Origin of the sequence: Streptomyces sp. NPDC088817 (genome assembly GCF_044750345.1) — a bacterium.
Classification (GTDB): Bacteria; Actinomycetota; Actinomycetes; order Streptomycetales; family Streptomycetaceae; genus Streptomyces.
In genome coordinates, this window is record NZ_JBIVJN010000019.1 from 81,337 (window position 1) to 93,674 (window position 12,338).

16 protein-coding genes are annotated in these 12,338 nt (G+C 71.3%); 1 reads left to right on the top strand and 15 read right to left on the bottom strand.

The features are described 5' to 3' along the window. Positions 1 to 20 precede the first annotated feature (20 nt). The 15 genes from ACIP4X_RS29675 to ACIP4X_RS29745 form a co-directional block, all read right to left on the bottom strand. On the bottom strand, positions 21 to 650 hold the full coding sequence (locus tag ACIP4X_RS29675; protein WP_391455086.1) for an HAD-IA family hydrolase: 630 nt from the start codon (positions 648 to 650) through the stop codon (positions 21 to 23). Next, positions 647 to 1,798, bottom strand: coding sequence for an MFS transporter (locus tag ACIP4X_RS29680; protein WP_391455087.1), 1,152 nt, complete (start codon positions 1,796 to 1,798; stop codon positions 647 to 649). Before ACIP4X_RS29680 ends, ACIP4X_RS29675 begins: the two co-directional genes overlap by 4 nt. Next, complete coding sequence (locus ACIP4X_RS29685; RefSeq protein ID WP_391455276.1) at positions 1,795 to 3,021, bottom strand: ATP-grasp domain-containing protein; 1,227 nt, start codon at positions 3,019 to 3,021, stop codon at positions 1,795 to 1,797. The genes ACIP4X_RS29680 and ACIP4X_RS29685 overlap by 4 nt, the downstream gene beginning before the upstream one ends. Positions 3,022 to 3,113: 92 nt before the next feature. Further along, positions 3,114 to 3,428 carry a hypothetical protein gene (locus ACIP4X_RS29690; protein ID WP_391455088.1) on the bottom strand — a complete coding sequence of 105 codons (315 nt, stop codon included), beginning with the start codon at positions 3,426 to 3,428 and terminating at the stop codon, positions 3,114 to 3,116. Positions 3,429 to 3,457: 29 nt separating this feature from the next. After that, on the bottom strand, positions 3,458 to 4,597 hold the full coding sequence (locus tag ACIP4X_RS29695; RefSeq protein WP_391455278.1) for an MFS transporter: 1,140 nt from the start codon (positions 4,595 to 4,597) through the stop codon (positions 3,458 to 3,460). A gap of 65 nt (positions 4,598 to 4,662) precedes the next feature. Continuing rightward, positions 4,663 to 5,139, bottom strand: coding sequence for a hypothetical protein (locus tag ACIP4X_RS29700; protein WP_391455089.1), 477 nt, complete (start codon positions 5,137 to 5,139; stop codon positions 4,663 to 4,665). Next, positions 5,136 to 6,005, bottom strand: a complete 870-nt coding sequence (locus ACIP4X_RS29705) for a winged helix-turn-helix transcriptional regulator (RefSeq protein WP_391455090.1) — start codon at positions 6,003 to 6,005, stop codon at positions 5,136 to 5,138. The genes ACIP4X_RS29700 and ACIP4X_RS29705 overlap by 4 nt, the downstream gene beginning before the upstream one ends. Positions 6,006 to 6,046: 41 nt before the next feature. Next, the gene (locus ACIP4X_RS29710) at positions 6,047 to 6,460 is read right to left on the bottom strand and encodes a hypothetical protein (RefSeq protein ID WP_391455091.1); all 414 of its coding nucleotides are present in this window, start codon (positions 6,458 to 6,460) and stop codon (positions 6,047 to 6,049) included. Between the two features lie 7 nt (positions 6,461 to 6,467). Beyond that, a complete protein-coding gene (locus ACIP4X_RS29715) occupies positions 6,468 to 6,914 on the bottom strand; it encodes a hypothetical protein (RefSeq protein WP_391455092.1) in 447 nt (148 codons plus the stop codon). Further along, on the bottom strand, positions 6,911 to 7,372 hold the full coding sequence (locus ACIP4X_RS29720) for a hypothetical protein (protein WP_391455093.1): 462 nt from the start codon (positions 7,370 to 7,372) through the stop codon (positions 6,911 to 6,913). Before ACIP4X_RS29720 ends, ACIP4X_RS29715 begins: the two co-directional genes overlap by 4 nt. A 57-nt stretch (positions 7,373 to 7,429) precedes the next feature. Further along, entirely contained in the window at positions 7,430 to 7,777 is a 348-nt protein-coding gene (locus ACIP4X_RS29725) for an SH3 domain-containing protein (protein WP_391455094.1), read from the bottom strand. 150 nt (positions 7,778 to 7,927) lie between these two features. Next, positions 7,928 to 8,647: a hypothetical protein gene (locus ACIP4X_RS29730; RefSeq protein WP_391455095.1), complete on the bottom strand. Its 720-nt coding sequence runs from the start codon at positions 8,645 to 8,647 to the stop codon at positions 7,928 to 7,930. A 71-nt stretch (positions 8,648 to 8,718) separates the two neighbouring features. Continuing rightward, entirely contained in the window at positions 8,719 to 9,201 is a 483-nt protein-coding gene (locus tag ACIP4X_RS29735; protein WP_391455096.1) for a hypothetical protein, read from the bottom strand. Then, the gene (locus ACIP4X_RS29740; RefSeq protein WP_391455280.1) at positions 9,198 to 9,746 is read right to left on the bottom strand and encodes a DUF4913 domain-containing protein; all 549 of its coding nucleotides are present in this window, start codon (positions 9,744 to 9,746) and stop codon (positions 9,198 to 9,200) included. The genes ACIP4X_RS29735 and ACIP4X_RS29740 overlap by 4 nt, the downstream gene beginning before the upstream one ends. 171 nt (positions 9,747 to 9,917) lie before the next feature. Then, positions 9,918 to 10,673 carry a DNA methyltransferase gene (locus ACIP4X_RS29745; protein WP_391455097.1) on the bottom strand — a complete coding sequence of 252 codons (756 nt, stop codon included), beginning with the start codon at positions 10,671 to 10,673 and terminating at the stop codon, positions 9,918 to 9,920. Between the two features lie 511 nt (positions 10,674 to 11,184). Here ACIP4X_RS29745 and ACIP4X_RS29750 point away from each other — a divergent pair. Beyond that, positions 11,185 to 12,300, top strand: a complete 1,116-nt coding sequence (locus tag ACIP4X_RS29750; protein WP_391455099.1) for an NlpC/P60 family protein — start codon at positions 11,185 to 11,187, stop codon at positions 12,298 to 12,300. Positions 12,301 to 12,338 lie beyond the last annotated feature (38 nt).

Genomic DNA, 12,338 nt, shown 5'->3' on the forward strand with positions numbered 1-12,338 from the left:
TGAGGGTGGACGGGGATGGGTCAGCCGGTGGTGTGCAGGAGGGCTGTTTCGAGGGTCTCGGGCTGGCCGGTGTAGTGCAGGGCGCGCAGCCCCAGGCTCCGGGCGGCATGGCAGTTGTCGGCGCGGTCGTCGATGAACAGCACGCGCTGCGGGTCGCTGGCGCCGGTTGCGGCCAGGGCGTGCCGGTAGGCGTCCGAGGCGGGCTTGCAGGTCTCCAGCCGGGCCGAGTAGAGGGCGCGGGTGATCAGGTGGCGGCACCAGTCGGTGGTGTCGAGGACGTCGCTGAGGTGGTGCGGTGCGTTGGACAAGAGCACCATCGGCAGCCCTGCCTGATGGGTGCGGTGCAGGACGTCCAGGACGCGGTCGTCGGTGGCGGTCCACATGTCGGTGTCCGCAGCGCGCAGTTCGCGCAGCAGGCGGGGGCCGGGGTGGGCGCCGAGGATCTTGGCCCAGTACGCCATGTCGCTGAGCTGACCGGCGTCGTAGGGCTCGCGTGCGCTCCAAAAGGCGCGCTGGAAGCCGGTGAGGTCGTCCTCGGGCCAGGATGCGGTGCGCGCGAGGCGGAGCCACTGGCTGCGGGTGGGCTGGAGGCCGATGACGCCGTTGTAGTCGAGGATGACGGCGTCGAGGGCGGCGGTGTTCGGTCTCAAGGGGTGGGTTTCTCCAGGGCTCGGTGGGCGAGGGCGGCGACGGTGGCTGCGAGCAGGGCGGGCAGCAGCAGTGCCGTGGGCAGGGTGGTGATGCCGGCGATGGCGCCGATGAGGGCGGGCCCGGCGAGCAGGCCCAGGTAGCCGGTGACGGCGACCGTGGCGACGGCGCTCGGGCCGCCGACGCCGGCAGCGCTGATCAGGCAGGGAACCGTGGTGGACAGGCCGAGTCCGAAGAGTGCCCAGCCAGCCAGGGCCACGGAGGTGGTGGAGGCGAGGACGCCGGTGGTGAGCCCGGCCGCCGCGAGGACGGCGCCGGCCTGCACCACGGCAGCGGGTCCGAAGGCGGCGGTGAGCCGGTCGCCGGTCAGCCGTCCGATGGCCATGGCCGCGCTGTAGAGGGCGAAGGCGGCGGCGCTCACGGCGGCGGATGCGTCCAGGCTGTGCAGGTGGACGGCCGCCCAGTCGGCGGCTGCTCCTTCTCCCAGCAGGCTGGCGGCAGCCAGCGCCCCCAGCAGCCACAGCTGGGCGGACGGCAGCGACACTCCGGTCTCGTCCTGCTCCGTGGTGGCTGGTGGCTGGTCGGTGCCTGTCAGCGTCCGGGTTGCCGGGGCGGCGGCCAGCGCGGCGCCGGCCAGGATCAGGCCGGTCGTCAGGAAGAGGGTGCGGTGCGCGGTGTGGGCGGTGACTGCGGCCAGGGCGGCACCGGCGAGGGCGCCGAGAGAGTAGGCGGCGTGCAGGGACGACATGATGGGTCTGCCGTAGGCGTTCTGGCAGCGCACCGCCGCGGAGTTGGCGGCGACGTCCAGCACGCCATGGGTGATCCCGAAGGCGAGTGCGGCCATGAGCAGCGAAAGGAGGTCGTCACAGCGGCCGAGGAGGGCGAGGCAGCCGGCGAGGCTGGTCGCGCCGCAGGTGAGCAGTGTGGGCAGGCGCTCGGGGCGGGCGAGTCGTCCTCCGGCCTGCAGTCCCGCCACCATGCCGAGCGCGGCGGCCAGCAGGACCAGGGACAGTTGTGCGGTGCCCAGGTGGGCAGTCTGCTGGACGGCCGGCATGCGGGCGCCCCAGACGGCCGTGATCATCCCGAGGCCGAGGAAGTAGCCGGTCAGCAGGCAGCGGCTGCGGCGGGCGGAGATGGCTACGCGGTTCATGCGTTCGGGCCGCTGCGGGAGGTCTCGCCCGCGGCGCGGGGAGAGATCTGGATGCCGAGGGAGCGAACGGCCTGTTCAGCGCGGGACTGGGCGAGGTCTGCCGTGGGCGCTGTGGTGATCACGTAGCCGATGCGCGCGGTGAACATGTCGCCGCCGTCGCCGGGCAGGACCAGCTCGTCGCCCAGGTGGTGCTGGAAGTGGATGCGCTCCAGCCACCGCGGGCGGGGCCCGTCGAGGCGGAGGCGGGTGAGGGTGCCCGATGTGTCGGGGTAGATCAGGCGGATCGCGGCGGCGGAGGACCTGGTCGGGGTGAGGTCGGGGGCGCGGTCGCAGGCGATGTTGGCTGCGGCGAGCGGCAGGTCGATGCCGGTGGCGAGGCGGACCAGGTGGCCGATCATGTCCCCGGCCAGTCGGCCGTTGACCTCGACGAGCCGGGGTCGTCCGCCGACGAGGCGCATCTCGACGTGGCTGACGCCGTCGGTGATCCCCAGGGCGCGGATCGCGGCCCGCGCGACGGGTGCGACCTGGGCGAGGAGTGGGTCTGCGGCGTCGACGGAGTGCGCGAGTTCCTCGAAGTACGGCGGGTCGCTGACGGTCTTGCGGGTGACGGCGACGACGGTGGTCTGGCCGCGATAGGTGACGCACTCGGCCGAGACCTCGGGTCCGTCGAGGTACTCCTCGACCAGCGCGTCGGTGCTCTCCAGGCCCAGGCCGGCGGCCCGGTCGGCGAACGGGTAGGCGGCGGTGAGCTGGTCGGGGGTGTCGGCGCGGATCACGCCGATGCTGGCCGCGTGGGCGGCCGGCTTCAGGACGACCGGGTAGCCGATCCGCTCGGCCGCGGCCTGCGCCTCATAGAGAGTGCGGACGCTCACCGATGCGGCTGACGGAACACCGTGGCGGGCGAACAGGCTCCTCGCGGTCGCCTTGTTGCGGCATGCCTGCATCACCTCCGGGGCGGTGGTCGGCAGGCCGAGCTGGCGTGCGAGGCGGGCGACGGGGACGAGGTACCACTCGGTCCATGTGAACACCCCGGCGACATCGTGGCGTTCGGCCAAGAACCGGCCTGCGGCGGACAGTGCCGCCTGATCGGTCGGGTCGGGCACGACGATGCAGTCCCGGATGTACGGGACCTCCCACGACGGCTCCTCGCCGGTGATGAGGACGACGTCGTAGTCGGCAGCGACGCTTTCGAGGCAGTAGCCCCGGTAGCCTTCGGCTTCCATGTCGGCGGCAGCGACGAGCAGGACGACGGGACGGTCGGACAAGAACAGGCTCCTTGAGGATTCAGGGGCGGAGGGTGTCTGCGTGCGGCCGTTCATGGGCTGCGCCGGCGGCGGACCTCGATGGCGGAGGCCCACTCGGGGTGGGCGGCGAGCAGCCTGCGTGCGTACAGGGCCGTGTAGTTGTTGTTGAGGCCCTTGACTCCATGCAGGTGGTGCCAGCGCAGGGCCTCGACCAGGGCTTTCATCCCAACGCGCGTCGCGCCTGCGGCGAGCCGCTGCTCGACGAGCTGTTCCAGGGCCCGGTAGACCCATGGGTGCTGGGAGTCGAAGGCGTGGAACTGCTCGGTGATGGTCGGCCCCTGGGGGAGGCGAAGACCGGGCAGTCCGTCCTGGTCGATGGTGGACATGAGGCGCGGGGCTCCTCTCGTGCAGGGGGTCAGGGCGCTGGTGTCGGCGGGGCAGGCAGAGTGCGCAGCCGGATGAAGGCGGTTGCCAGCCCGGCGGCTTGGAGCAGCGCGGCGGCGGTGACGGCGTGCCCCAGCTGTGCGGATGGCAGGACAGCGACGAGCAGTCCGGCGGCGGGGAACGGCAGCAGGAGCAGCAGGATCGTCAGGCTGAGGGTGCTGCCGAAGACGTCGGCTGGGATCAGGTGGGAGCGCAGGGTGCGCAGGACGACCGTGAGGCCGCCTTCGCCGGCCATCAGGACGGCGATCAACAGCAGGTAACTCCGGTACGTGTCGGCCTGGGAGACGGCGAGGGTCGCTCCGGCAGCGAGAACGGCGGCGGCGGCGCCGACCGGCCACAGGCCCCAGCGGTCGATCGCCCGGCGGGCGGCGGTGATGGCGATCAGGGAGGCGACGGCGGCGGCGGACCAGATGAGTCCGGCGTCCGCGCTGGAGCGCCGCAGTTCGGTGACCACGATCACGGGCATGGCCGCCTGCAGGACGGCGATGGCTGTGTTGGAGACCACGAGGCCGCCGACCAGCCAGGCCAGGGCGGGCAGCGAGCGCAGTGTCGCCCATCCCGTCCGCAGCCCTCCCTTGGCCAACGCCGCGCTCGTCGGCGTGTTCCGCTCTCCGGATCCGAGGGCGGCGGCGAGCAGGGAGAAGGCCGCGAGCGTGCCGAGCATGGCGGTCGGCCCGCCGTGCTCCAGCAGCAGACCGGCAACCAGCGGTCCGGCGAGCATGGCTGTCTGGTCGATGCCCAGCAGCACGGACTGCACCCGGTGGGTCTGAGCGCCTGCGCTCCGGCTCGCGGCGCCGCCGGCGGTCTCGGCGGCCACGTAGCTGAACTCGGTGAGGATGCCGGTGGACGCGGCCAGCAGCATGACCGTGGCGGTCACCGCCGGCGACCCGGTGTCGAGCGCGGTCAGGACGCCGGCGGCGGCGAGCACGGCCACGGTCCGCGCGAGGCAGGCTGCTCGGAAGACGCGGGCCGTGCCGTGGCGGTCGACGATGGTGCCGGCCACGGTGAAGGCCGCGATGCGCGGAATCCATTCCAGTGCGAAGGCGAGGCCGGTCAGCGCTGCCGACCCGGTAGTAGCAAGGACGAGGAGGGGGATGCCGTGGGTGGCCATCGCGAAGGCGGCGCCGTCGGCACTGCGCGGCAAATAGATCCTGCGCAGGAGACTGGGGGCAGATGTCACGCGGCGACGCCGTAGGTGCTGCGGTTTCGCTGATGGGTGTGGACCCACTCGGCCAACAGCCGGTGGATGCGACCGAGTTCGGCGTCGTGCTCGTCGTCGGAATCCTGCGTGTCGGCTGCCGGCGTGGCCAGGAGGGCGAAGGTGTGATGGATCCGTTCGGCGAAGTGGCACAGCTGAGCGGGGTAGTTGTGCCGCCGGGCCCACCGCGCGGTCGCGTCGTACACGTCGGCGAGGTCCCGGCCGGCTGCCGACAGGCCCACGCTGCCGGAGGTGCGGGTGAGCAGTCCAAGGGCTACTGCCTGTTCGATGGCCTGGCGGATCTGGTGGGGGGAGAGGTCCGCGAGGGTGCGTTCCAGGCCGCGCACCGGTATCGCTCCATGGTCGTCGATCTCGCTGACCAGGCGGTTCAGGCCGGCGGAGGACAGCGCCGTGCACGTGTCGCGGAGCTGCTGATGGGAGAGGGCGGGGATCATCGGCGGACTCCCCCGGTCGGCAGGGCGGCCTTCACCCTGGCCGAGGTGGCGTGGGAGAACAGCTCGCTGGGCTGCCAGCCGGGGCGGCGTGCGGGCTGCGTCGGTACGGCGGGGGCAGGGGGGACGGCGGGGGCGGGGAGTCTGGACTGGTGGCTTGTCCAGGCAGGAGCAGGACTCGCAGGTCCGGGGGCGGGGCGCCCCCAGAGCGGATGCCGGGTGGCGTGGTCGAGTGGCCGTCCGACGGACCACATGGACAGGGCTCCGAAAACAGGGCCGAGCGCGTCGCCGGCCCGCGAGAGACGGTAGGGCTGCCCGTTGCCCGCGGTCTTCACCAGGCCGTCATCGATGAGTTGCCGCAGCGGCGGGTAGATGTTGCCCCAGTAGCCGTCGGGGATCACGATGCGGGCCAGGGCCCGAGCGCTCACCTCCTGCCGTGACTTGAGCGCCCAGAGGATGGCGGGGGCCTGGCGGCGGGTGAGGAGGGTGAGGCTGTCCTCGACCTGCTCGATCGCGGAAAGCGACTGCTCCGGCTGCTCCGGCTGCTCCAGGTGCTCCTCGGCCCAGGCAGCCATCATGGGGAGCACCGGCAGGAGTTGTCGGCCGCGGGTGGTGAGGCCGTAGGTGACGTGGCGCGCGGAGTGTTCGGTGCGCTCGGCCAGGCCGGCCTCGCACAGTGAGCGGATCTTGGGGTGCAGCTGGCCGCTCTGGAGGTACGGCAGTTTGGCCGCGATCTCCGTGTAGCGCTGGGGCGGCTGGTTCAGAGTCAGCAGGATCCGCACGTTCCAGCGCGGTGTGATCATCTGGAGGGCTTCGGTGACCCGGGCGACGTCGGCGTCGTCGGCGGGCGGCAGGCCGGTGGTGGCCAAGGGGGTGAACTCCTGGGTGCAGAGGGCCGGGTGCTGTCGGGTCAGCGGCTCGGGGCGGGGCTCGCGGCCGGTACGGGCGGAGCGGGAACGGATGCTGCCGCCGAGGCGGTGGGCGGCTCCGGTGCCGGAGCGCGGCCGAGGCTGCGCAGGACCGCGTCGGCGGTTGCGGCTTGTGTGTCGCGGACGGCGACGGCTTCGGCGAGGCGGCGGGCGCAGTCGAGGATGTGGGAGACCTCGTGGGCGCCAACCTGCCGCTCGGGGTGGGTCAGGTGCCGCAGCCGCTCTCGGTACACGGTGATGCTCTGCTCGGCGAACGCCAGAGTGTGGTGGCTGCCGAGGAGCGCGGCCAGCATGCCAGGAGCTTGGTCCTGGGCGTGGGCTGCGAGGCTGGGCAGTTCGGCGCCGTACAGGTCCTCGATCCGCGCGGCGATCTCAGCGGCGGTGGGATGGGTCAATCGGCGCTCATTGTCTTCGGCTGCGGGCCGCCCCGGCACGCGCGGATGCCGGAGCGGGGGCCGGGGGCAGGGTGGTGGTGACCGTCTGCTGGGCGAATCGGGTGGGGCCGGTCTGCTGATGGAGCGGGGGCATGGTGCGCAGCAGGTCGTCCAGCGCGGCGCGATAGCCGTCGCGGGCTGCCAGCGCTGACTCCAGCCACTGCGTGTCCATCCGCAGGTCGTCCGCGGACAGTTCGTCCATGTCGTGCTCGGGCGCCATCGCCTCGTGCACGCGGTCGCGGATCCGGGCGACCTGCTCCTCGGCCAGGGCGAGGAAGCTGCGCAGTTCCAGGGCCCGGGCGACGGCCGCGGAGGCGTCCGGGCCGACAACCTGTTCGCACAGGTCGGTGACCGGGGCGCCGAAAACCTCGTGAAGCCGGGCGTCCTGGGTGCAGGGCTTGTCGCGGACGCTCATCGCAGGACTCCCCGGCCGGTGACCGGCGCCGTCGCAGGCCGGGCCGGTGCACTGGTGGGCACGGCCGGGCCCTGTCGCCGGCCGCGGTCGAGGCGGGCCAGCCGGTCGGCGTCGGGACCCCGTTTGCCTGGTGCGTCGGGGTCGAGCAGCCACCGCACGACCATGGCCCGCCCGTCGCGGGCGGTAACGGCCGCGTTGACGCGGTGGGCGAGGTCCATCGTGGGGTCGTCGACCTCGCTGGGCTGCGTGTCCAGGGCCCGCAGCAGGTCGTTCTCCGCGCGCTCCAAAGCGGTCTGGGACTCGGTGAGCAGGCCGTGCCAGCGCACGACGTCGGTGGCCTGGCGATTAGCGTCAGGGGCGGCTGCGACGGCGGTCTTCAGCGCGCCAATGCTCATGCCGAAGCGTTGCTCGATCTGCTCGGTGAGCACGCCCACGACATCTTCTGCGCCGTCGGACACAGGGCTTTCCTTCCTGGGAGACACACGGATACAGGCAGGCGGAGTTCGAACGCTGGGTCAGTTCAGGCACATGCGGACGTCGCGGTAGACGTAGGTGCCGGAGACCCAGCCCTTCACGCCGGTGGTCGTGTCCGTGATGTAGTGCCAGTTCCCGCTGGTCTTGTGGACGGTGAAGTGGTGGCCGCGGTAGAGAATGCCGAGCCGGGTGGACTTGGCCGACGCCTTGGAGCGGATGACGACGGCCTGCGTGCCGACGACCCAGGGGCCGGGCCGGTCGCACGCCCGGGTGGCCGACATCGTGCTCGGCGCGGATGCCGGAGCTGCCGTGGCCGCCGTCGCGGAAACGATCGGCAGGGCGAGCGCGCCAAGCACGGCGGCGGACAGCGCTATTCGGGATGAGCGCATGCGGAAGTAACCTCCATACGGAAAAAGGGAAATGCAGAGAGAAGCGGACCGGGCATTCGCCCTGTCGGCCGCTACTAGAGTCCACGGATTCGCCGGTTTGGCTAACCGGCGATCGTCGTCTATATTTCCGTCCGCTTCACAGGCTTGACTTCAGCGGCTGCGGCCCACGGGACGTTGTGTGGGGGCCGGAAGGGAATAGTCCGATCGCGGGACGGACCGGGCTTTGGGCTGGACCGGTGGCAGAGGAGGAGCCTCGCCGCTGAGGGCGTCCTCGCACCACTGCAGGGCTTCTGCGTAGGTGGCAAAGCCGCCCTCGCGCAGGGTGTGGGTCCACGCGCCGGTGTCCACGCCCTCGTGCAGTACGCGAAACGGAGACGGGCTGCGCTCGTCGAGGGAGCGCAGGACCACGACAGTCACGGCGTTGTCGGGGTCGTCGTCGGTGTAGCTGTGCAGGAGAGCGAAGTGGTCGCCGTCGCTCATGAGCCGGTGTTCCAGCGCACGGGTCGTCTCGACCGCCGGGTCGGTTCCCATGCCGGGCGCCAGGCTGATCTCCTTGGGCGGGCAGCCGCGGTGGATGAGCCAGGACTGTGCCATCGCCGGCAGAGGCAGTCTCGCGTGAGCGAAGCGGAACGTCTTCGCCTCCAGGTCGCGCTGCAGGTGCAGGGCAACGAGCTGCGGCTCACCGGGGATGCCCCAGGTGACGGCACCGTTGTGGAGGACGTGGTAGCTCGCACCGTCGGGGGCGTGATGCCCGGCCAGCGGAGTGAGTTCGCTCTGCTCGATCTCGATCGCGCGCCGGAACGCTTCCTGGGTCTGCTCGTCGGCGGCTTCGAAGCCGTCCAGACGAAGGTCGAGTTCGGGTGGGTGCATAGGGCCTTTCGGTGAGCGGGGCTGGGGCTGGGGGCAGCGGCGGCTGCGTGGGGTGCAGGTGCCTCTTTAGATCAGCGGGCCTGGCTGTACGTGGGCGCCTGAGCCGGGCGGGGAGGTCCGGGCATCGCGGAGGGCAGCGGTCCGGGCTTCGGAATGGGCCCGCGGGTGGTGAGCTGCGGGGAACGGGAGCGGGCCGCATGGGTCCGGGCGCTGAGCGGCCGGCGGTTCATCCCCAGGCGCTTGCCGACGGTGTCGTAGACGTCGTTGCCGGCCCGAGGCCGTACCGCGACGACGTGGATCTCCCGTCGGTGTATGGACGTTTCGGGCGCTGGGTGGATGCCGTAGACGACGCGCCACTCTTTGCGGGAGTCCACGAACAGCTTCCGGTAGCCCTCCAGGTCGCCGGTGAGTCTCGTCCCGAAACGCTCGGCGTTCACGACTTCTTGCAGGTAGGCGAGGGTGAGGTCGCGGATGTCACTGGGGGCCTGGATCAGGTCGGTCAGGGCGCGCGGGTCGAAGCTGAGCCCGAAGGCCGGCTGCTGCCCGCCGCTCATGACGTCGACTCGCCCGGCATACCGGCATCCGAGGCGTTCGCCTTCTCCGTGCGGGCCGAGGGCGGCGGGCCGGGCAGGAGGCGGTGCGCGGGCCGGTCCGGTGAGGTCATGCACGCCGACAGCGGACCTCCCGGCCCTCTGACGGCGACCATGGCGTGGGTGAGGAAGTCGCGGTGCCACACGAGCAGACCGCTCAGCCCGGCCTCGGGGTCCTTGTGCTGCTGGAAGGCCAGCCAGAGCGCGTGCAGCCAGGCCACGACGTCGCTGTGCTCCTGCCACTGCAGGCACCACGGCATGGCCGTGGTGACCTCGGCCCCGTAGACGGGCAGCAGGAAGTCGTCCACCCAGTCCGACAGGGCGTCCAGTTCGTCCTCGTACTCCTCGCCCTCCAGCTCCAGGATCGGCCGAGGCTCCGGCGGCGCCGGCGGCGGCGGTCCGCCGAGTCCTGGCATGCCGAAGGCGGCGAACGGAGAGGAGCCCGTGCGCGGTGCGGGGGCGGAGGCGAGGTGGTCGAGCTGCTGGGCCTGCTGGGCGGACTGCTCCATCAGCTTCCGGACGCTGGCCTCGATCTCTTCGAGGTGGGGGTCGGGGATACGAACCGGTTCCAGCTCGCCCTCATCGGGCGGGTTTACGGGTTCAGACATGACGGGGCAGGGCCTCCTTACGCCGTGGTTGTCGAGGGAATGCGGCGCCAATGAGCCGGAGCTGCGGTGGTGTCAGCCGGTCAGGACGACGTCGTCCTGGGTCAGGGTCTGGCGTACGGTCTCGGTCAGCCGGTCGGCCGCGATGTCGGCATAGTGCTCGGTCTTCTCCACGCCGATGAAGTCGCGTCCCTCCAGCAGGGCAGCGACGCCCGTGGAGCCGGAGCCGGCGCAGAAGTCGAGCACCGTGCCGCCTTCGGGGCTGATCTTGACCAGCTCGCGCATCACCTCGACCGGCTTCTGCGTGATGTGCTGCCGCTTCGAGCCCGACGGCTGGGAGGCGGAGTACAGGCCGGGCAGGTAGACCGGGTTGCGGGAGCCGTCGATCGCGCCCTTCGATGCCCAGACGATGAACTCGCAGTTCTGGGTGAAGCGGCCCTTTTGCGGCCTGGCCTGCGGCTTGTGCCAGGTCAGCACCCCGCGCCACAGCCATCCGGCGGCCTGGATCGCGTCCGTGGTGATGGGCAGTTGGCGCCAGTCGGTGAACAGCAGGGCGGTCCCGCCGGTCTTCGTCAGCCGGTGGGCTTCGGTCATGATCTGGGTCAGCCAGAAGCCGTAGCTGCGCTGGTCCATGTTCTCGCCGGTGAAGTCCGGCAGGGTGTGCTTGGCGTCGGCGGAGGTGTATTTCTGCTTGGCCGAGCGGGACGTTCGCTCCTTGGCGGTCCTGCCGCCGGAGTTGTACGGCGGGTCGGTGATCACGGAGTCGACGCATTCGTCCGGCAGCGTGGCCAGCACGCGCAGGGCGTCGCCCTGATGAAGGGAAAAAGGCAAAGAGGTACCCCGATTCGGGTGGGAGGGATTCGAGGGAGCACCCCCTCGCGCATGAGAATCCGGTCAGGCTGGAAATCGGGCATGCAGAAGCCCGGGAAACCGCGAACCGGAGGGCGAGGGGAGTCCCAAAACTGTAGAGGCGAATTGGCCGCTCACCAAGAAGTACCCTGCCGGGGGGACGGATTCCGACCCCTCACGACGACTTTTTGGTCAACCGCCGATCTGGGCCTACTGTTTTCGAACCGCCCGGCGCACACCGCCGCTGGCACCTTCCCACCACACTCCGCGGAGGTACCCCCTGCCCCGGCACACCTAGCTACCCCGGCCCGCGGACCGAGCGGCAACTCGCCCGCAGGCCGGCGCCTCTCGATCGCCCACCTCGGCCGCCGCGCCCTTCCACCCGCCTCCACGCGTACGCGGCACGCCGGGCACCCTCTTTGAAGGAGACCTTCGTGACGTCTCGTCACCCGCCCCTGCCCGCATCCTCCATGGTGCGAGGAGGCCGGGCAGGTTGAAGGCGCTCGCCGCCGGCATCGGCGTCGTCGTCCTCTCCCCCTTCCTCCTCGGCGGCGCGGCCATGATGATGGCCACGTCCAGCGAAGCCGCCGCACAGAGCAGCGCGTTCTTCCAGTGCCTGCCCGCCCTGGACACCGACAAGGTCACCGAACAGGTCACCAAGATCCTCGATGGCGCGGACGCCTCCGACGTCGGCATCGAGGGTCTGGACCTGCCCGGTGAGCAGATCCCGAACGCACAGACCATCGTCGCCACCGGGATCAGCCTCCACGTGCCCAGGCGCGGGCAGATCATCGCTCTCGCCACCGCCATGCAGGAATCCCGGCTGCGCAACCTTGCCTACGGAGACCGCGACTCCCTCGGCCTGTTCCAGCAACGGCCCAGCCAGGGATGGGGCACGGCCGAGCAGATCCGCGATCCCGTCCACGCGTCCGAGAGGTTCTACAAGGCGCTCCTGCAGGTGAGCGGCTGGCAGCAGATGACCGTGACTCAGGCCGCCCAAGCCGTGCAGAAGTCCGGCTACCCGGACGCCTACGCCCAGTGGGAGCCGCTGGCGACCGCGCTGCAGAAGGCCGTCGCCGCCACCTTCCCCGGCGCCAGTGACGATGCCGGCCAGGAGACCGACGACGCACCCTCGCTGTCCGACTGCACCACGCAGGACGGCTCGTCCTTCGGGAAGATCCCGGAAGGCGCCGTCCCGAAGGGATACGAGATCCCCAGGGACGCCGACCCTCGCGCCCGTACGGCGATCGTCTGGGCGATGCATCAGCTCGGCACGATGTACCAGTGGGGCGGCACCTGCACCGCGCCGCACGGGCCGGACCCGATGGGCCGCTGCGACTGCAGCTCGCTGATGCAGCAGGCGTACGCCCAGGTCGGCATCCAGCTCACCCGCACCACGTACACGCAGGTCGACGAGGGCAAGGCCGTCTCCGTGAAGGCCATGAAGCCCGGTGACCTGATCTTCAGCCGCGGCACCGCCGTACGTCCCGAGCACGTCGGCATGTATCTAGGCGAGGGGCTCGTCATCGAGGCCCCGCGCACGGGCAAGCCCGTGCGCGTCACCCCGCTCAAGGACTGGGACGTCCTCGCCGTGCGCCGCGTCCTGTGACGCCCACCTCCGCCCGACCCGCCCCTTCCGCTTCCCGC

What these genes read in the sequence shown, in the direction of transcription:
- ACIP4X_RS29730 (WP_391455095.1), bottom strand. Translation starts at nt 8,647, where the DNA reads ATGCACCCACCCGAACTCGACCTTCGTCTGGACGGCTTCGAAGCCGCC.
- ACIP4X_RS29725 (WP_391455094.1), bottom strand. Translation starts at nt 7,777, where the DNA reads ATGCGCTCATCCCGAATAGCGCTGTCCGCCGCCGTGCTTGGCGCGCTC.
- ACIP4X_RS29740 (WP_391455280.1), bottom strand. Translation starts at nt 9,746, where the DNA reads ATGGAGCAGTCCGCCCAGCAGGCCCAGCAGCTCGACCACCTCGCCTCC.
- ACIP4X_RS29680 (WP_391455087.1), bottom strand. Translation starts at nt 1,798, where the DNA reads ATGAACCGCGTAGCCATCTCCGCCCGCCGCAGCCGCTGCCTGCTGACC.
- ACIP4X_RS29695 (WP_391455278.1), bottom strand. Translation starts at nt 4,597, where the DNA reads ATGGCCACCCACGGCATCCCCCTCCTCGTCCTTGCTACTACCGGGTCG.
- ACIP4X_RS29685 (WP_391455276.1), bottom strand. Translation starts at nt 3,021, where the DNA reads ATGGAAGCCGAAGGCTACCGGGGCTACTGCCTCGAAAGCGTCGCTGCC.
- ACIP4X_RS29715 (WP_391455092.1), bottom strand. Translation starts at nt 6,914, where the DNA reads ATGAGCGTCCGCGACAAGCCCTGCACCCAGGACGCCCGGCTTCACGAG.
- ACIP4X_RS29700 (WP_391455089.1), bottom strand. Translation starts at nt 5,139, where the DNA reads ATGATCCCCGCCCTCTCCCATCAGCAGCTCCGCGACACGTGCACGGCG.
- ACIP4X_RS29735 (WP_391455096.1), bottom strand. Translation starts at nt 9,201, where the DNA reads ATGAGCGGCGGGCAGCAGCCGGCCTTCGGGCTCAGCTTCGACCCGCGC.
- ACIP4X_RS29690 (WP_391455088.1), bottom strand. Translation starts at nt 3,428, where the DNA reads ATGTCCACCATCGACCAGGACGGACTGCCCGGTCTTCGCCTCCCCCAG.